A 15,853-nucleotide genomic window follows, 5' to 3' on the forward strand; every position below is an offset into this window, starting at 1 on the left:
ACACAAAGGAACATCACCATGGCTACGATCGGCACTTTCTCCCGCACCGCGAACGGCTTCTCCGGCTCGGTCAAGACCCTCAATCTCAACGTCAAGACGGTAACGTTCGCTCCGACGGATGGCGAAAATGAAAAGGGTCCCGACTTCCGCATCTTCGCTGGCGCCACCGAGTTCGGGGCGGCATGGAAGAAGACCTCGCGCGAGGGACGCGACTACCACTCGGTCAAGCTCGACGATCCCAGCTTCCCCGCTCCGATCTATGCGAGCCTGGTCGAGACCGACACCGAGGGTGAGTTCTCGCTCATCTGGTCACGCCGCGCCGCAGAGTGACCCGACAAAACACAAAGCCCCGCCGCAAGGCGGGGCTTTGCCATGTTCAGGTCCTATACAACTTGGCACGTCCGCTAGGTGCAGCGCGTTACGCTTTGGCCGGCGCCTTGCGGACCTTCTTCAGCGGCGACTTCATGGCCGCCGCAGTCGTCGCCGCTGCCGCCGCACGAGTGTGGCTATGTTCGCCAGTCCATCTGCTCTTCACGCCGTTCACCATCGAATGCCTGCTTTCCCTTCGCGGCCAAAAGCTCCCGGGCATGCTTACCGTCATGGCCCTGCAGCTTCGCGGCGATCCAGAGCATCGCGCCGTAGATGATTGCGCGATCGTCATTGGTGAGCTCGACAATGCCTGCCTTGAGGACGAGACCGCCAAGCTCGATCAGCTGTCGGGTGCGTTTGCGACGCTCCACCTGCCATGTTCTCATGTCATTGCGAGCCTGTGCCGCCTGCCGGCGATTGCGCGCTGCCCGATTGCGCTGGAGCGCCGCGAGGGTTGCGCTGAGATGCCGAAGCAGTTCGCCGGGACCTGCTCTCGAAAAACATCACCCCACGCTTAGCCCATGCCTCACGCTTTGCCGTGTCTTTCGTCTCAGTGATTGCGACCAGTGCGCCCGCCAGTTCGTCGGCGCTGAGCTGATCGGCGCCGGTGGCGATCACCAGCTCGCCAAGCTGCTGCACCTTTCTGGTTTTGAGCTCTCGCGCTTTTTCTTCCAGGGCTTGAAGTTCTGCGTCGAAGTCCCGCGGTTTGCGCATGGCTGTCTCCATCGGTTGTCGGTCGGAGGATGATAGGGGAGCGGCTGCCGGAAGGCTTCAGGGTCGCCGAGACAGCCCGGGACGGGCTGGTCCATCCCGAGATTTTTTCGAGGGGAGGGCGCGCTTATACGTCGTGCCGACGTGCGCTTTGACGTGCAAATGATCCTGTCGCGATGGCGATCTATCATCTTCACGTCAAGGTCATTGGCCGCAAGGCAGGCTCAAGCGCCGTGGCGTCGGCCGCATACCGCTCGGCTTCGCGATTGCGTGACGAGCGGATCGAACGCAGCCATGATTTTTCAGCCAAACGTGGTGTCGTCCATTCCGAAGTGATGCTGCCTGCGAATGCACCAGAAGCCTGGCGCGGCCGCGAACGGCTGTGGAACGATGTCGAGGCGTTCGAAGTCCGCAAGGATGCGCAGCTTGCCCGCGAGGTCGAGTTTGCGCTCCCGCGCGAACTCAGCCAGGCGGAAGGCATCGAACTGGCGCGCGACTTTGTACAAGTCGAGTTTGTCAGCCGGGGCATGGTGGCCGATCTCAATGTGCATTGGGACAGGGCGGAGGATGGCAGCCCCAAACCGCATGCCCACGTCATGCTGACCATGCGGTCCGTGGACCAGAACGGATTTGGTCCGAAGGTTCGAGACTGGAATGCTACCCAGATGGTTGAGCGCTGGCGCGAGCGGTGGGCGGAGCTTGCCAATGAACGTCTGGCCGAACTCGACATCGACGCGCGCATCGATCATCGCAGTCTGGAAGCGCAGGGCATTGCCCTGGAGCCGCAGACGCAGATTGGTGCGCCAGCCCAACGCATCGAGAGCAGTGGCCTGGACGCTGGCGACACTGAAGCAGATCGCGCCGAACTGCATCGCGAGATCGCACGCAACAATGGTGCGCGCATTATTGCCGATCCATCCCTGGCGCTCGATGCCATCACGCATCAGCAATCGACCTTCACCCGAAAAGACATTGCGAAGTTCTCGCATCGCCACAGCGACGGAATGGAGCAGTTCAACGAGGTGGTGGCAGCCATCAGCAACGCACCCGATCTGGTCGAACTCGGCAAGGACGGACGCGACGAAGACCGTTTTACCACCGGGCAGATGATCGAGACCGAACAGCGCCTTCACCGCGCGGCGGAGCGTATCGACTTGGACGAGCGACACGCGGTGAGTGACGTGGTTCGCGAGGCAGCTCTGGCGCGGGCTGCGCAACGCGGGCTTGTCCTATCCGGCGAGCAAACCGACGCGCTTGTGCATATCACCGAAGGCCGCGGACTTGGTGTCGTGGTCGGCTTTGCCGGAACGGGAAAGAGCGCCATGCTGGGCGTTGCACGCCAGGCATGGGCAGCCGCAGGCTACGAGGTTCGAGGCGCCGCACTCTCCGGCATTGCCGCCGAGAATCTGGAAGGTGGATCAGGTATCTCGTCACGCACCATCGCCAGTATGGAGCATAGCTGGGGACAGGGCAGGGATCTGCTCACCACGCGCGACGTCTTGGTGATCGATGAGGCAGGCATGGTCGGCACGCGCCAGTTGGAGCGCGTGCTTTCCCATGCTGCGGACGCTGGCGCGAAAGTCGTCTTCGTCGGCGATCCGCAGCAGCTACAGGCAATCGAAGCGGGCGCTGCGTTCCGCTCTATCCACGAGCGACATGGCGGCGTCGAAATCGGTCAGGTGCGCAGGCAGCGTGAAGACTGGCAGCGTGATGCCACGCGCGATCTGGCAACCGGCAGGATCGGCGCCGCGATCAGCGCCTATGAGGCCAAAGGCATGGTGCATCAGGCTGCCACGCGCGATGAGGCGCGAGGTGAACTCGTCGAGCGCTGGGATCGCGACAGGCAGGCGCATCCAGAGGCAAGCCGGATCATCCTCACCCACACAAACGATGAAGTGCGCGCACTCAACCAGGCTGCGCGCGAGCGCATGCGTGCTGCCGGCGATCTCGGCGACGAGGTTCAGGTGAATGTCGAACGCGGTGCAAGGGCCTTCGCCAGTGGAGAACGGGTCATGTTCCTGCGCAACGAGCGCGGGCTCGGCGTCAAGAACGGCACGCTCGGCATCGTGGAGGAAGTCACCACACAAAGCATGACGGTTCGCACAGACGATGGCAGGTCTGTGCGGTTCGACCTGAAAGACTACGCGCACATCGACCACGGCTATGCCGCGACCATTCACAAGGCGCAGGGCATGACCGTCGACCGGACCCATGTCCTCGCCACGACGGGCATGGATGCACATGGCAGCTACGTTGCCCTGTCGCGGCATCAAGAAGGAATGAACCTGCATTATGGCGGCGACGACTTCGCGACGCGCGAACGCCTCGTCCGGACGCTGTCACGGGACCGCGCCAAGGACATGGCGTCGGATTACGAGCAGATCGACCCGGCGCAACACTATGCCGAGCGGCGCGGGATCACCTTCCGACAGCGTGTGGTCGAGATCGTGCGTCGGATCGTTCCGGAGAAGCTGCGCGACAGGATCGGCGGATTGCTGGACGGGTTGCGCTCGCCCGCAGACGGCGAGCCCATGCAGGAACGTGGACCTGGGCCGGGAAGGGAGAGTGTTGGGGTGCGGATCGGAGATGCAGACGCGACGCCCGGCAGAGGAAATCTCGCCACCGGAGTGCCACGCGCCGCGAATGTGCCGGTGGACGCGGAAGCGGCGTTGCGAAGCGCTCGTACGAAGGCGCTTGTTCGTCACGCACGCGCTCTCGACGCGACATCGCACAACGGAGATGCGGATGGGCTGGGCAGTCCCGAGCAGATGCGCGAGTTGAGGGATGCACGTAGCGCCTTCGAGAAGGTGCGGCCGTATGGCTGGCGCGATGCTGAAGCGGCTTATGTGAAAAATCCCGAGCTGGTTCGTGAAGCGGGTGCCGGCCGCGTCAATCGAATCGTGCTTGCTCTCCAGCTTGAAACGGAAATCCGCACCGGGATGGACATCGATCCCGGCCGCCGCGCCGACCGTTTCGTCGAACGCTGGCAAAAGCTCGATCGGACGGGACGGGAGCAATATCAGGCCGGCGACATGTCCGGCTACAAGTCAACGCGCTCGGCCATGTCCGATATGGCCAAGAGCCTTGAACGCGATCCGCAGCTTGAATCCATTCTTGCCAATCATAAGAAGGCGCTTGGCATCGAGGTCGAATCCGGCCGGCGTCTGGGTGTGGAACTGGCATTCAGCCATGGCATCGGAAAGGGGCGGGGCCTTGGGCTCTGACACCCCTCCGATTTGCCACCGTTTTCACGCTACAGGCGGATGAAGCGAAAAATCGGATTGCCTCCGGCATGGGTTCGTCCTGTCTGTCCCAACAGAAATCAGCAACAACCATTCAGGTGGACGCAAGCTATGTCCGAGCCGGATCGTATCGTTCGTCTCAAAACAGTCCTCGCCAGGACCGGTCTGTCCCGCTCGACAATCTATCGCAAGATCGCCGACGGCACGTTCCCGGCTCAACTGAGGATCAGCACCAATGGCGCCGGGTGGCATGAATCCGAGATCAACCGCTGGGTTGAGGATCCCATTCGATGGGGGTCGAAGGCTGAGGTGAAGAGGTCCGATTGAACGGGTAGGTGCAAGAACCTGGGGGCTTCCTTGCCGGTTCTGCAAATTGTCAATTTGCACTAGCGCGGTCACACGCTCCCATCGCTCAACCTGTTACTTCCGATAGCTTCTTGATGGCTGACGGAGCGCTAAAACCGAGAATCTCGGCGAGGTTTATAAACTCCACGACATCAACACGTCTCTGTCCGCTTTCTAGTCGAGCTACGAACGATTGGTATTGGCCGAGCCTGGTTGCCAACTCAACTTGCGTAAGGCCTGCCGCTTCACGGTTTTTGATCAGCAGCGCGATCAAAGCTTTGTGCCGATTCGTACCGAGTGTATCGACCACTTATCACCTCATCTGAACTCAGATGGGGGCTTCCTTTATATCTGATTTTCAGTTATCTTAAATTCAGATATTTAGCTGAGGCCGCCAAAGCGTTTGGCTGTATCACCAACCATGCAAAGCTGTTTGGAGCTCGGATCATGGATGATTCCGACGATAGCATAAATTTGTTTTTCATCACCCGGCGGCGCTTGCTGACGGGAACGGCCACGGGCGCGGCGGCATGGCCCTTCCAGGCAAAATCGCTGGCTGGCGAACTGACGGACGGCAGCGCGGCCGATCCTGCTCTTCGTCTGTGTGGGAGCTGGCAAAGAATCCATGATGAGACACTGGCGCTGTGCCGCGAACAGCAGCGGTTGGAGACACACCTCGCCAGGATAGTTGGCTTTCCCTGCGCCAAGGTGCGGCTTGCCGATGGTACGGACGTGACGCTCCATTCCATCGAGAGCCTGAACGATGCCCACTCTCCTGAAAATGAAGTCGAATGGGGCAGGGCGCTTGCGGATTTCGTGGCACACCAGGCGCGCTGGGACGCTGCTGATGCTGAGATCGGCTATTCGAGAACAGACGAACTGATCCGGCAATCGGAAACAGTCGAAGGGGCACTTCTGGATGATCTACCGCAGACAGCGGCCACGTCCATCGAAGGCATTTTGGCCAAGCTCAAGGTCATCCTGCGTGACGGTGAGCACTGGGAACATCCAGACGATTTTCCCTGGCCGCACATCCGATCGGTACTGAATGACCTGGTCCGTCTTCACCGTTTAGACGTTGCGACGAACCCAAGCTCAGAAAAGCAGCAAAACTCACAGAGCAGGTGAAGCCTTGATGAAAATCTTGGATCGTTTTCAAAGCGGTGTGGCACCTAACGGTGAGGTCGGTCCCCATCCGGCCGACCGTCACGTCGGCAGGCAGATCGCGACTCTGCGAGTCCAGTCGGACGTCTCGCAGGCGCAACTGGCCCGTGCGATCCGCATCAGCTTTCAACAGCTCCAGAAATACGAAAGCGCGCGCAACCGCGTCAGCGCTTCCACGCTCTACGAAATCGCCCGCTCGCTGGTTGTTCCTGTCAGCCGCTTCTTCGATGGTCTGCTGGGCAATGGCGAGGCAACCGCTCCGCTCCTGCCCGTAGACGAACGCCTGGGATTCATCGCCAGCGCGGAAGGCAGACGCTTGATCGAAAGGCTGATGCGACTCCCCCCGCGTGTGCGCAACCGCGTGTCGTCTCTGCTCTTTGAATTGGGAAAGGAAATCGATCCTGTGCAATGCCCAGACGAGTATTAGAAACGAGGTTGAGGAGGTCGTGAGGGCCCGCGCCACTTGTTGCCTACAACCTCGGAAAGACGGCGGTGGGTGTAGTCAGGCGATCCCGCCAGACATGCCTGAGAGCTTCTCCAGAGCCGCCCGGAATAGCTTGCGGCTTGAGGTTGGGACTTACGGATTTCCGAAAAGCACGCCTTGCTATCCAATTCTGCGACTAATCAATTTGATGGCTTTTCTCATCTCCTGCATGCGCGCATCTGGGAGACATGGACCAAGATCATGATCTCGGCAGGATCGAACCAAGCCGAGCATTCTTATTTTCAGCAGAAGCCCAGCCGATCCGTAGCGAGCGCTACTCGCAATGGTTGTGAGGCACCAAAAAAGGGCCTTGTTCCGAGCGCCTGATAGAGCGATTCTGCGCCTTGCAAAAGCACTTGCGCGCCAAGCGGCTCGCGAAGACCACGAGCGTGAACAGGCCGAGAAAACTTATCATGACTCGAACCGCGATCTACGCACGCTTCTCAACCGACCTCCAAAATGAGCGATCAATCGACGATCAACTCGCTTTGTGCCGAGCATATGCAGAACGTGAGGGGTTGAACGTTGTCGCAACGTTTGACGACCGAGCACGCTCCGGTGGCTCCGTCCTGGGCCGTGACGGATTACTTCAGCTCATGGACAAAGCGCGTGAGCACGAATTCGACGTGCTCGTCGTAGAGGCACTTGATCGGCTCTCGCGCGACATGGAAGACCTTGCGGGCATTCACAAACGCCTTTCATTTCTCGGCATCGAAATTCGTGCCGTTCACGAAGGCGTGGTGAACACGGTCTTGGTCGGCCTGCGCGGTCTCGTTGGCCAGCTATACCGAGAGGACATCGCTCACAAAGTCCGCAGGGGCCAAGCCGGCCGAGTCAACAAAGGGCTTCACGCCGGCGGTCTGACCTATGGCTATTCGTACGTGCTAGGCGATCCCGGGAAGCGGATGATCGCAGAGGATGAAGCGGAAATCGTGCGTCGTGTCTTTCGAGAGTATGTCGCAGGGCAAACCCCGCGCGCTATCGCTCACGATCTAAACACAGACCGCATACCGCCGCCTCGCGGTCGTGCCTGGAATGCCTCCACCATCAATGGAAATGTGCAGAGAGGGACGGGGCTGCTTCACAATGAGCTTTATGCTGGCCGCCTGATCTGGAACAGGGTCAGAATGATCAAGGATCCTGACACGGGGAAACGTGTCTCGCGCCCAAATCCCAAGGGTGACTGGCGAGTAGTCGCAGTGCCCGACCTCGCTATTGTTCCGTCCGACCTGTTCGACGCAGCACAAGCACGCAAGAAGGCGCGTGCAACCACTCATCCAAGCCACCAGCGCCGACCACGGCACATGTTGACGGGGCTCCTGAGGTGTGGTGCCTGTGGTGCGGGAATGTCGTCGAAAGGCGTGGACAAGTCCAAGCGCATTCGCATCCGCTGTTCCGCCGCGACTGAAAGCGGAACATGCGCCGATCCCAAGACCTTCTATTTGGATACGGTCGAAGCTGCAGTTCTGAACGGCCTTTCCGCCGAGTTGCGCCATCCCGAAGTGATTGCCCAGTACGTCCAGACCTACCACGAAGAACGGAAGCGCTTGGCAGCCGACACCGATGCCAGGCGCAGCCGTTTGGAGCGACGGCTTGAAGAACTAACTCGGGAGATCGAGCGCCTGGTCAACGCCATTGCCAAGGGCTATGGCGACCCAGCCGTGCTGGGACCGCAATCAACAACGCTGAATGAAGAGCGTAAGGGCATTCTAGCCGAGTTGGATCGGGTGCCCGCCGCTACGGGAGTGATCGCGCTGCACCCTGCGGTGCTCGCTCGCTACGAGGAACAACTAAACCAACTTCGGACCGGGCTTGCTAAGGGCATTGCTTTTGGCGATTCCGAATGTGCAGAGGCAATGCGCGACTTGGTCGAAACCGTCACGGTGTTTCGAGATCCATCGAGGATCGGCGGCGTCGAAGTCGAAATCGCTGGGCGGTTAACGGCACTCTTGGGCGAGGGTGCCTTCCCCCACGGCGTCAAACGAGCGGGGGGAATGGTGGTAGCGGGAGAGGGACTTGAACCCCCGACCCCAGGATTATGATTCCCGTGCTCTAACCAACTGAGCTACCCCGCCAGGGCGGCGAAAGGCCCGAAATCCGCCTTAAATCGAAAGGCATTTCGAGGCGTTCGCCAAGGTCGCGCGGATATAAGGTTGGGAGGGCGAGCCTGTCAAGCATCGATGCGCGAGGGCGCCGGCATATTGTCGCCGGTAAAAGCTTTGCCGGGCTGGCATCTCCGGTAAGCCACCGGGGTTGAGTTCGACGGGGCACGCCGCTATGTCTCGGCCAAGAAATTAGAGTTTGAAGCTGATGAAGCCGCGCATTGCAGTCCTCGGTTGCGGATACTGGGGCAGCAACCACATCCGCACCCTCAAGGCGCTCGGCGCGCTACATGCGGTTTCCGATGCCAATCGGGCGCGGGCCGAAGGCTTTGCCAGCGAGCAGGACTGCCTGGCGATCGAGCCCGACCAGCTGTTCGTGCGTGATGATATCGACGCCATCGTCATGGCGCTGCCGCCGCAATTCCATGCCGATCTTGCCGTGCGCGCCGCTGAGGCCGGCAAGGACGTGCTGGTGGAAAAGCCGATTGCGTTGACCGTGCCCGACGCCGAGCGCGCCGTGCAGGCGGCCAGGGACAACGGCCGCGTGTTCATGGTCGGCCATGTCTTGCGATTCCATCCCGCCTTCGAGACGCTGAAGGCGCTGATCGACAATGGCGAGCTCGGCGAGGTTCGCTACATCCACTCGCACCGGCTCGGCCTCGGCAAATTCCACACCGAGAACGACGCATTGTGGGATCTGGCGCCGCACGATCTGTCGATGATCCTGGCCATCACCGGCACCGAGCCGATCGACGTCAGGGGCGAGGGGGCCGCACTCCTCGACAATCTCAGCGATTTCGCGCATCTGCACATGCGTTTTCCCAATGGCTTGCGCAGCCATCTCTTCACCTCGCGGCTCAATCCCTACCGCGAGCGGCGGCTGACCGTGGTCGGCACCAAGGCAATGGCGGTGTTCGACGATGTCGAGCCATGGGAGCGCAAGCTGGCCGTCTACCGCCACGCGGTGTGGCAGGACAGCGGCCAGTGGGCCTTCACCACCAACGAGCCGTCCTATGTCGCGGTCGGCCAGGGCATGCCGCTGACGCGCGAGCTCGAGCACTTCATCCAGTGTATCGAGACGCGGGCCGAGCCGCGCACCAGCGGCGAGGAAGCCATCAGGGTGCTCCGCATCCTGACGGCGGGTACAGTCACGCATACAAAGTCCTGAGACCGTTTCGAAACTCTGCCCTTAAGGCAGATCGAAACTAAAACTGTCTCCGAGAGGGGTAGTGTTTACTCTGCGGGAATCTGCGCCGGCCTGGCTGCGAGCCGGCTGAGCATGGCTTCGGCCTCGGCGCCGCGCTCGGAGCGCTCGATGAAGCCGCCGCCGAAGACGCGGGCTTCGTTGCCGTTGTCGGAATAGAGCACGCAGGCCTGTCCGGGCGCGATGCCGGACTCGCCGTCGACCAGTTCGACAAAGGTGCTGCCGGCGCGGTGATGCAGCACGGCCGGGCGCGGCGGCCGCGTCGAGCGGACCTTGGCGAACAGCTCCATGCCGGCGGCCGGAATGTCGGACAGCGCGCGATCGCCCAGCCAGTTCATGTTGCGCAGATAGATCTTGTGGGTCTCCAGCGCCTCGCGCGGGCCGACGATGACACGGGCCCGGTCGGCGTCGAGATGGACGACGTAAAGCGGCTCGCCCGAGGCGATGCCGATGCCGCGGCGCTGGCCGATCGTATAGCGCAGGATGCCGTCATGGCGACCGAGCACGCGGCCGTCGATATGGACGATGTCGCCTGGGTTGGCGGCAGCTGGCTTCAGCTTGGCGATGATGTCGGAATATTTGCCCTGCGGCACGAAGCAGATGTCCTGACTGTCCTGCTTGGCGGCAACGGTCAGCCCCATTTCTTCGGCGATGGCCCGCACCGCAGGCTTGGACAGCCCACCCAGCGGAAAGCGCAGATAGTCGATCTGCGCCTGCGTGGTGGCAAACAGGAAATAGCTCTGGTCGCGGTCGGCATCGACGGGCCGGAATAGCGCGCGGTGGGCGCCATTGGCGCCGGAGCGGATATAATGGCCGGTGGCGAGCGCATCGGCGCCAAGGTCCTTGGCGGTGGCCAAAAGGTCGGCGAACTTCACCGTCTGATTGCAAGAGACGCACGGAATGGGCGTTTCGCCGGCAACGTAGCTCTCGGCAAACGGGTCGATGACCGCCTTGCGGAAGCGCTCCTCATAGTCGAGCACGTAATGCGGAATGCCCAATGTCTCGGAAACGCGGCGGGCATCGTCAATGTCCTGGCCGGCGCAGCACGACCCGGCCCGGTGCGTTGCGGCGCCATGATCGTAGAGCTGCAGCGTGACGCCGACGACATCATAGCCTTCGCGCTTCAGCAGACCGGCGACGACGGACGAGTCGACACCGCCCGACATGGCGACGACGACGCGGGTGTTTTGCGGGCTGGCGGGAAGGTCGAGGCTGTTCATGGTTCTTTCGTTCTGCGCGGCGCTTCAATGGCAGTGGCGCGAATATAGGTCAACTACACCAGCGGCGCCAGCTTTGCGGCGGTGCCGATTTTGCGGGAAAATTGCGCGCCTGCCCGCCGTTGCCTCAAATGCCGACGAAAAGACTAACGCGGCGTTCATGATCCTTACCTACTCATTAGGGTTCGCTTAGGCAATTTTTAAAGCTGTGGCGGTAATGTGGTGGGGATTGGGTCTTTGAGTTTTTAGTAGAGAGTACGATGACCGATCTTGTTAGACCGCGAGTCAAATATGTTATAGGGCCTGACGGCAGCCCTCTTACGATTGCCGATCTTCCGCCGACGAATACACGTCGCTGGGTTATCCGGCGCAAGGCGGAAGTGGTTGCTGCGGTGCGCGGCGGGCTTTTGAGCCTCGACGAGGCATGCCAGCGCTACAAGCTGACCACCGAGGAATTTCTGTCCTGGCAAGCGTCGATCGACGAATACGGCCTTGCCGGGCTGCGCACGACGCGCATCCAGCAATACCGGCACTAGAGCCAGGACCACAATAGAAAAGGGCGCGGTAACCGCGCCCTTTTGCCTGTCGGTAATGCCTGCTGCTTCAGACCGTCAGCACCACCTTGCCGATCGGCCTGGTGGCGAGAAAAGCGTGCGCGGCGCCCGCCTGTTCGAGCGGAAAGCTCTTTGCCACATGGACCGCAAGCTTTCCCGCATCGACCAGTTTGCCAAGTTCGACGAGGCCTTCACGGTCGGGCACGACGGACATGCGCTCGACGCGGATCCCACGCGCAGCAGCCTTGGCTCGGGTGGTGTCGTGGACATTGAGCAGCGACACCAAGGCGCCACCGTCCTTCAGGACTGTCAGCGATTGGTCGGCATGGTCGCCGCCCATCGGCTCCAGCACCAGGTCGACGTCGCTGACCTCGGCGGTGAAATCTCGCTTGGTGTAGTCGACCACTTCATCGGCGCCGAGCGAGCGGACGAAATCGAGTTTCTTCGGGCTGGCGGTGGCGATGACATAAGCGCCGTGCGCCTTGGCGATCTGCACCGCCAGATGCCCGACGCCGCCGGCCGCAGCATGGATCAACACGCGCTGGCCGCGCTTCAGGCCGCCATGGCGGACAAGGCCTTGCCAGGCGGTCAGACCGGCCAGCGGCAGCGCGCCGGCATGATTGTGGTCAATGCCTTGCGGCTTCGGTGCGATTTCATCGGCCGGGGTGACAGCGAGCTCCGCATAGGCCGCGGCCTGCTTGGGAAAATGCGGCATGCCGAACACGGCGTCACCGACCTTGAGGCCGCCATCGACGCCTGGGCCTACCGCCTCGACCGTGCCTGAAATATCCCAGCCCAAAGTGAAGGGTGGTTCGCCCAGCAAAGGATAGTAACCGGCGCGCACCGAGCCATCGACCGGATTGATGCCGGCGGCATGCACGCGCACGAGCACTTCGCCTGACTTGGGCGAGGGCGCGGGGCGATCGGCGATGACGAGGACGTCGGGCCCGCCGACGGAATTCTGGATAACGGCACGCATGGGAGGCTCCTGCTGGGGTTTTCTGAGCCGCTATCATTTCGATAGTAACATTCCCTTGTCCAGTATGTACCTTTTCCATATATAGGCACCTCATGGATAGTGATAATGATTGCGGCTCCGGCTATAACGCCTTCCTGCGGACGTGTCCTTCGCACGCCGTGCTCGAGATGCTGGCCAGCAAATGGGTCTATCTGACGGTTTGTGCGCTGCGCCGTGGCCGGATGCGCAATGGGGAACTGGCGCGTAAGCTCGAAGGCATCACACCCAAAATGCTGACGCAGACCCTGCGCGTCCTCGAGCGCGACGGGCTGGTGCGGCGCGAAATCTTTCCGGTGATCCCGCCGCGGGTCGAATATGAATTGACCGAACTTGGCCAGAACCTGGCGGGGCTGCTCACCCAGATACGGTCCTGGTCGGAAGAGCATGTGCCTGACATCAAGCAAGCGCGGGCGAGGGCAGCGGCGAACCTGGACAGGGATTTGGCACGGGCCTGAAGCTGCGGCCGCCTTACGGGCCGGATCAGCAGCGCCGGAGCCTTTTGGCGCGCTACACGCAAAGCAAAGCGCGGCGTCAGGCGGCGCCGGTCGGGTTAAAACCTTGCCGTCAGCCGATCATGGCGCTGCGACCGCCGAGTTCCGCGTCGCGGATCTTGGTGTCGCGCGATTCCAGCATCTCGGCCTTGGAAAGCTCCGCTTCAGCTTCGCCGAGTAATGATTCGGCAGCGCTTCGCTGCTGGGCGAGGTCGCTTTGAGAGTTTCTGAGGTTATCACGGCGCAGACGCGCCGCCTTGGCGAAGGTCGGATAGGCAAAATGATTGATGTCGGTGATGCCGGCCTTCTTCTCCTCGGCGGTGATCTGAAGCTCCAGTTCAACGGCCATGCGCTCGAACTCGGCGATCATCATGTCGAGCTGCAGCAGCTGCCGCCGCTTCTCATTCACCTGAAATTGCTTCAGCCGAACGAGGTTTTCACGTGACTTCATGATTCGGTACTCCCGGAAACGCACACCTGCACATATCGTCCAATCCGCCCGCCAGGGCCTGGCGCCGCCCGTATCCACCGGCATTCCCCGAACTATGGGAAACAAATCCCTAAAGTTTTTTGCCGGCGGTAACCATTCGTTTACGCGCATTGTTAATCATAAGGGCGAGGACTTAAGGCCGGGTAAAAATTCCGGCTCCCGATACGGAAGCCGGCCAGCGAGTCCCTTGAGTCACTTAGTCCGACTTATTAATGTGTTGCATTAGCGATTTGGTTCTGTGATTCATCATTAGATTCAAGAGGGTGTAGAAAGGGGTTAAAAAATCTGGTACCGTCCTTGGTGCGGAATTAGGTTTTGTTAACCATTCGATGGCAGCCTCTGTTCAGGCAATCACTGCTCCGGTCCCGGATGGGTCGTGACATGGTCCGGCGGCAGAAAAGGGGAATGAAATGCGCGTTCTGCTGATAGAAGACGACAGTGCAACCGCTCAGAGCATCGAGCTGATGCTCAAATCTGAAAGTTTTAATGTTTACACGACCGACCTCGGCGAAGAAGGTGTCGATCTCGGTAAACTTTATGATTACGATATCATTCTTCTCGACCTCAACCTTCCCGATATGTCCGGCTACGAAGTCTTGCGGACACTTCGCCTGTCCAAGGTGAAGACGCCGATCCTGATCCTGTCCGGCATGGCCGGTATAGAGGACAAGGTGCGCGGCCTGGGCTTCGGCGCCGACGACTATATGACCAAGCCGTTCCACAAGGACGAGCTGGTCGCCCGCATTCATGCCATCGTGCGCCGTTCCAAGGGCCATGCCCAGTCGGTCATCACCACCGGCGACCTGGTGGTCAATCTCGATGCCAAGACCGTCGAAGTCGGCGGTCAACGCGTGCATCTGACCGGCAAGGAATACCAGATGCTGGAGTTGCTCTCGCTACGCAAGGGCACCACGCTGACCAAGGAAATGTTCCTCAACCACCTTTATGGCGGCATGGACGAACCGGAACTGAAGATCATCGACGTCTTCATTTGCAAGCTGCGCAAGAAGCTCGACGCAGCATCCGGTGGCCAGAACTACATCGAGACGGTCTGGGGTCGCGGCTATGTGCTGCGCGAGCCGGAAGACATCCGCGTCAGCGCCTGAGCGAACATCATCCAATTGAATCAATGCAAAAAACCCGGCTCAGGCCGAGTTTTTTGCTGTCCTTTTTTGGCCGAAAACGAGCCGAATCAGGCGGCAACCTTCAAGGTACGAAAACGTTCGAGCAGTTGCGGCCGGTTGAACGGCTTCAACAGATAACCTTGGGCGCCGGCGCGCTTTGCCTTCATGATCGAGGCAACATCGACCTCGACCAGCGAGATCAGAATCTGCGGTTTGATCGTGCTCTCCATGGCGCGAACCTGGCGAATGACGTCGACCGCTTGCATGTCCGGCAGGGCGCCGTCGACGACAATCACATCAGGCATCTCGGCAGCGCACATCTCGACAGCATCAAGTCCAGTTGCTGCTTCGATCACCACCATATCGGAGCCGCCAAGAATCCGTTTTGCAACCTTTCTGATGACGCTCGAATCGTCGACAAACATGCAGCGCTTCATTTCCGGGTCCTCTTTGCAATGGGGCGAACCGGCGGCATCCGGGTATCGGGATGCACACTAGGCCGATCTGGTAAAGAAGTAGAAAAGCCGTTAGGTAAAGTTTTTACAAACATGTCGTTTGCAGCCCCATTCTGCAGGGGCGTTGCCGGCGATGAAACTTGCCTGTTCTGAATTGCCGCAAATATCAGCGGGAAAAGATACTTGATTGTTCTTGATGCTCGGCGTCCTGCCGAACGGCTTCGCTCAGGCCGCGGACAGCACGATCTCTTCGGCGGTCGCGTGAATCGAGATCGTCATGTTGGCCTCACGCGCCAGCAGCAGCGTGTAGTAGGGCTGGACGGTATGGGCGTCGATAGGCTCCTCGGGCTTGTTGCCGGAATGGAGTTCGAGGAATTTCGGCGGCACGCGCAGCATCGGGCCGCTTGCGGCAAGCGCAAAGCGCGGCTCGGTGTCGAGGTTTTCCAGCGTGACCACCAATCTGCCGCCGCGCGGGATGGCAGCATTGGCGACGAGCAGCAAATTGAGCAGCAACTTGACCTTGTTCTTGGGCAGCAGGGCGCGAACCCCGTTCCAGATCAATTCCGGCTTCTCGTTCTTCAGGAAGGCGATGGCGACGGACTCGGCATCGCCGGTGTCGATCATCATGCCGGCCGAACCGGCGGCGCCGAAGGCGATGCGAGCGAATTGCAGGCGGGCCGAAGCGTTTCTGGCGCTCTGCCGGATCAGTTTCATGGCGTCTTCGTCGGCGCCGCCCTCGTCCAGGAGTTCAAGGCCGTTGTTGATGGCGCCGACCGGCGAAATGATGTCGTGGCAGACTCGGCTGCACAACAAGGCTGCGAGATCGGGTGCGGAGAGAGAGAAAGGCTCAGCCATCGGCGAAAAATCCCTGCTAAAATTCACA

18 protein-coding genes and 1 tRNA gene are annotated in these 15,853 nt (G+C 60.6%); 10 read left to right on the forward strand and 9 right to left on the reverse strand.

Annotated elements, in window-relative coordinates; all coding sequences use genetic code 11:
* Positions 1–18: 18 nt before the first annotated feature.
* On the forward strand, positions 19–330 hold the full coding sequence (locus NKI37_RS04400; protein WP_023669902.1) for a DUF736 domain-containing protein: 312 nt from the start codon (positions 19–21) through the stop codon (positions 328–330).
* 176 nt (positions 331–506) lie between these two features.
* Here the strand turns inward: NKI37_RS04400 and NKI37_RS04405 are convergent, their stop codons facing one another.
* Together NKI37_RS04405 and NKI37_RS04410 are read right to left on the reverse strand one after the other, a co-directional pair.
* Entirely contained in the window at positions 507–755 is a 249-nt protein-coding gene (locus NKI37_RS04405; protein ID WP_023669904.1) for a conjugal transfer protein TraD, read from the reverse strand.
* Between the two features lies 1 nt (position 756).
* Complete coding sequence (locus NKI37_RS04410; RefSeq protein WP_023669905.1) at positions 757–1,083, reverse strand: conjugal transfer protein TraD; 327 nt, start codon at positions 1,081–1,083, stop codon at positions 757–759.
* 173 nt (positions 1,084–1,256) lie between these two features.
* Between NKI37_RS04410 and traA the strand changes: the two genes are divergently transcribed.
* Together traA and NKI37_RS04420 are read left to right on the forward strand one after the other, a co-directional pair.
* Positions 1,257–4,304 (forward strand): Ti-type conjugative transfer relaxase TraA, encoded by a 3,048-nt coding sequence (gene traA / locus NKI37_RS04415; RefSeq protein ID WP_352794380.1) that lies wholly within the window; start codon positions 1,257–1,259, stop codon positions 4,302–4,304.
* Positions 4,305–4,433: 129 nt separating this feature from the next.
* Complete coding sequence (locus NKI37_RS04420; RefSeq protein ID WP_023669907.1) at positions 4,434–4,649, forward strand: helix-turn-helix transcriptional regulator; 216 nt, start codon at positions 4,434–4,436, stop codon at positions 4,647–4,649.
* A gap of 85 nt (positions 4,650–4,734) precedes the next feature.
* Here NKI37_RS04420 and NKI37_RS04425 read toward each other — a convergent pair whose 3' ends face one another.
* On the reverse strand, positions 4,735–4,977 hold the full coding sequence (locus NKI37_RS04425) for a helix-turn-helix domain-containing protein (protein ID WP_023699715.1): 243 nt from the start codon (positions 4,975–4,977) through the stop codon (positions 4,735–4,737).
* Positions 4,978–5,114: 137 nt separating this feature from the next.
* Between NKI37_RS04425 and NKI37_RS04430 the strand changes: the two genes are divergently transcribed.
* The 3 genes from NKI37_RS04430 (at position 5,115) to NKI37_RS04440 (ending at position 8,357) form a co-directional block, all read left to right on the forward strand.
* The gene (locus tag NKI37_RS04430; protein ID WP_023686248.1) at positions 5,115–5,795 is read left to right on the forward strand and encodes a hypothetical protein; all 681 of its coding nucleotides are present in this window, start codon (positions 5,115–5,117) and stop codon (positions 5,793–5,795) included.
* Between the two features lie 7 nt (positions 5,796–5,802).
* Entirely contained in the window at positions 5,803–6,258 is a 456-nt protein-coding gene (locus tag NKI37_RS04435; RefSeq protein WP_023807257.1) for a helix-turn-helix domain-containing protein, read from the forward strand.
* Positions 6,259–6,728: 470 nt separating this feature from the next.
* Complete coding sequence (locus tag NKI37_RS04440) at positions 6,729–8,357, forward strand: recombinase family protein (RefSeq protein WP_352789685.1); 1,629 nt, start codon at positions 6,729–6,731, stop codon at positions 8,355–8,357.
* Here the strand turns inward: NKI37_RS04440 and NKI37_RS04445 are convergent.
* A tRNA-Met gene (locus NKI37_RS04445) sits at positions 8,314–8,390 on the reverse strand. The genes NKI37_RS04440 and NKI37_RS04445 overlap by 44 nt on opposite strands.
* A 235-nt stretch (positions 8,391–8,625) precedes the next feature.
* On the opposite strand from NKI37_RS04445, the gene NKI37_RS04450 reads away from it, so the two are divergent.
* Positions 8,626–9,585 (forward strand): Gfo/Idh/MocA family protein, encoded by a 960-nt coding sequence (locus tag NKI37_RS04450; RefSeq protein WP_023699712.1) that lies wholly within the window; start codon positions 8,626–8,628, stop codon positions 9,583–9,585.
* Positions 9,586–9,650: 65 nt separating this feature from the next.
* Here the strand turns inward: NKI37_RS04450 and mnmA are convergent, their stop codons facing one another.
* Positions 9,651–10,841 carry a tRNA 2-thiouridine(34) synthase MnmA gene (mnmA, locus tag NKI37_RS04455; RefSeq protein WP_352789672.1) on the reverse strand — a complete coding sequence of 397 codons (1,191 nt, stop codon included), beginning with the start codon at positions 10,839–10,841 and terminating at the stop codon, positions 9,651–9,653.
* Positions 10,842–11,098: 257 nt separating this feature from the next.
* Here mnmA and sciP point away from each other — a divergent pair, with 257 nt between their 5' ends.
* Entirely contained in the window at positions 11,099–11,374 is a 276-nt protein-coding gene (gene sciP / locus NKI37_RS04460; protein ID WP_013529904.1) for a CtrA inhibitor SciP, read from the forward strand.
* 67 nt (positions 11,375–11,441) lie between these two features.
* On the opposite strand, the gene NKI37_RS04465 is transcribed toward sciP, so the two are convergent.
* Positions 11,442–12,371, reverse strand: coding sequence for an NADP-dependent oxidoreductase (locus NKI37_RS04465; RefSeq protein ID WP_352789669.1), 930 nt, complete (start codon positions 12,369–12,371; stop codon positions 11,442–11,444).
* 92 nt (positions 12,372–12,463) lie between these two features.
* On the opposite strand from NKI37_RS04465, the gene NKI37_RS04470 reads away from it, so the two are divergent.
* Positions 12,464–12,865, forward strand: coding sequence for a winged helix-turn-helix transcriptional regulator (locus NKI37_RS04470; protein WP_352789666.1), 402 nt, complete (start codon positions 12,464–12,466; stop codon positions 12,863–12,865).
* Between the two features lie 109 nt (positions 12,866–12,974).
* On the opposite strand, the gene NKI37_RS04475 is transcribed toward NKI37_RS04470, so the two are convergent.
* On the reverse strand, positions 12,975–13,352 hold the full coding sequence (locus NKI37_RS04475) for a flagellar export protein FliJ (protein ID WP_023669945.1): 378 nt from the start codon (positions 13,350–13,352) through the stop codon (positions 12,975–12,977).
* Positions 13,353–13,801: 449 nt separating this feature from the next.
* On the opposite strand from NKI37_RS04475, the gene ctrA reads away from it, so the two are divergent.
* On the forward strand, positions 13,802–14,497 hold the full coding sequence (gene ctrA, locus NKI37_RS04480) for a response regulator transcription factor CtrA (RefSeq protein ID WP_006203583.1): 696 nt from the start codon (positions 13,802–13,804) through the stop codon (positions 14,495–14,497).
* A gap of 86 nt (positions 14,498–14,583) precedes the next feature.
* On the opposite strand, the gene NKI37_RS04485 is transcribed toward ctrA, so the two are convergent.
* Both NKI37_RS04485 and chpT read right to left on the reverse strand, forming a co-directional pair.
* On the reverse strand, positions 14,584–14,952 hold the full coding sequence (locus NKI37_RS04485; protein WP_023669946.1) for a response regulator transcription factor: 369 nt from the start codon (positions 14,950–14,952) through the stop codon (positions 14,584–14,586).
* A gap of 243 nt (positions 14,953–15,195) precedes the next feature.
* The gene (chpT, locus tag NKI37_RS04490) at positions 15,196–15,825 is read right to left on the reverse strand and encodes a histidine phosphotransferase ChpT (protein ID WP_352789663.1); all 630 of its coding nucleotides are present in this window, start codon (positions 15,823–15,825) and stop codon (positions 15,196–15,198) included.
* Between the last annotated feature and the right edge of the window lie 28 nt (positions 15,826–15,853).

It is taken from the genome of Mesorhizobium sp. M0626 (genome assembly GCF_040320665.1).
GTDB lineage: Bacteria > Pseudomonadota > Alphaproteobacteria > Rhizobiales > Rhizobiaceae > Mesorhizobium.

Excerpts from the sequence above, each read along its gene's own strand:
- sciP (WP_013529904.1), top strand. The coding sequence starts at position 11,099 with ATGACCGATCTTGTTAGACCGCGAGTCAAATATGTTATAGGGCCTGAC.
- NKI37_RS04485 (WP_023669946.1), bottom strand. The coding sequence starts at position 14,952 with ATGAAGCGCTGCATGTTTGTCGACGATTCGAGCGTCATCAGAAAGGTT.
- NKI37_RS04430 (WP_023686248.1), top strand. The coding sequence starts at position 5,115 with ATGGATGATTCCGACGATAGCATAAATTTGTTTTTCATCACCCGGCGG.
- ctrA (WP_006203583.1), top strand. The coding sequence starts at position 13,802 with ATGCGCGTTCTGCTGATAGAAGACGACAGTGCAACCGCTCAGAGCATC.
- NKI37_RS04465 (WP_352789669.1), bottom strand. The coding sequence starts at position 12,371 with ATGCGTGCCGTTATCCAGAATTCCGTCGGCGGGCCCGACGTCCTCGTC.
- mnmA (WP_352789672.1), bottom strand. The coding sequence starts at position 10,841 with ATGAACAGCCTCGACCTTCCCGCCAGCCCGCAAAACACCCGCGTCGTC.
- NKI37_RS04475 (WP_023669945.1), bottom strand. The coding sequence starts at position 13,352 with ATGAAGTCACGTGAAAACCTCGTTCGGCTGAAGCAATTTCAGGTGAAT.
- NKI37_RS04435 (WP_023807257.1), top strand. The coding sequence starts at position 5,803 with ATGAAAATCTTGGATCGTTTTCAAAGCGGTGTGGCACCTAACGGTGAG.
- NKI37_RS04400 (WP_023669902.1), top strand. The coding sequence starts at position 19 with ATGGCTACGATCGGCACTTTCTCCCGCACCGCGAACGGCTTCTCCGGC.
- NKI37_RS04420 (WP_023669907.1), top strand. The coding sequence starts at position 4,434 with ATGTCCGAGCCGGATCGTATCGTTCGTCTCAAAACAGTCCTCGCCAGG.
- traA (WP_352794380.1), top strand. The coding sequence starts at position 1,257 with ATGGCGATCTATCATCTTCACGTCAAGGTCATTGGCCGCAAGGCAGGC.
- NKI37_RS04440 (WP_352789685.1), top strand. The coding sequence starts at position 6,729 with ATGACTCGAACCGCGATCTACGCACGCTTCTCAACCGACCTCCAAAAT.
- NKI37_RS04450 (WP_023699712.1), top strand. The coding sequence starts at position 8,626 with ATGAAGCCGCGCATTGCAGTCCTCGGTTGCGGATACTGGGGCAGCAAC.
- NKI37_RS04470 (WP_352789666.1), top strand. The coding sequence starts at position 12,464 with ATGGATAGTGATAATGATTGCGGCTCCGGCTATAACGCCTTCCTGCGG.
- chpT (WP_352789663.1), bottom strand. The coding sequence starts at position 15,825 with ATGGCTGAGCCTTTCTCTCTCTCCGCACCCGATCTCGCAGCCTTGTTG.
- NKI37_RS04410 (WP_023669905.1), bottom strand. The coding sequence starts at position 1,083 with ATGCGCAAACCGCGGGACTTCGACGCAGAACTTCAAGCCCTGGAAGAA.
- NKI37_RS04405 (WP_023669904.1), bottom strand. The coding sequence starts at position 755 with ATGAGAACATGGCAGGTGGAGCGTCGCAAACGCACCCGACAGCTGATC.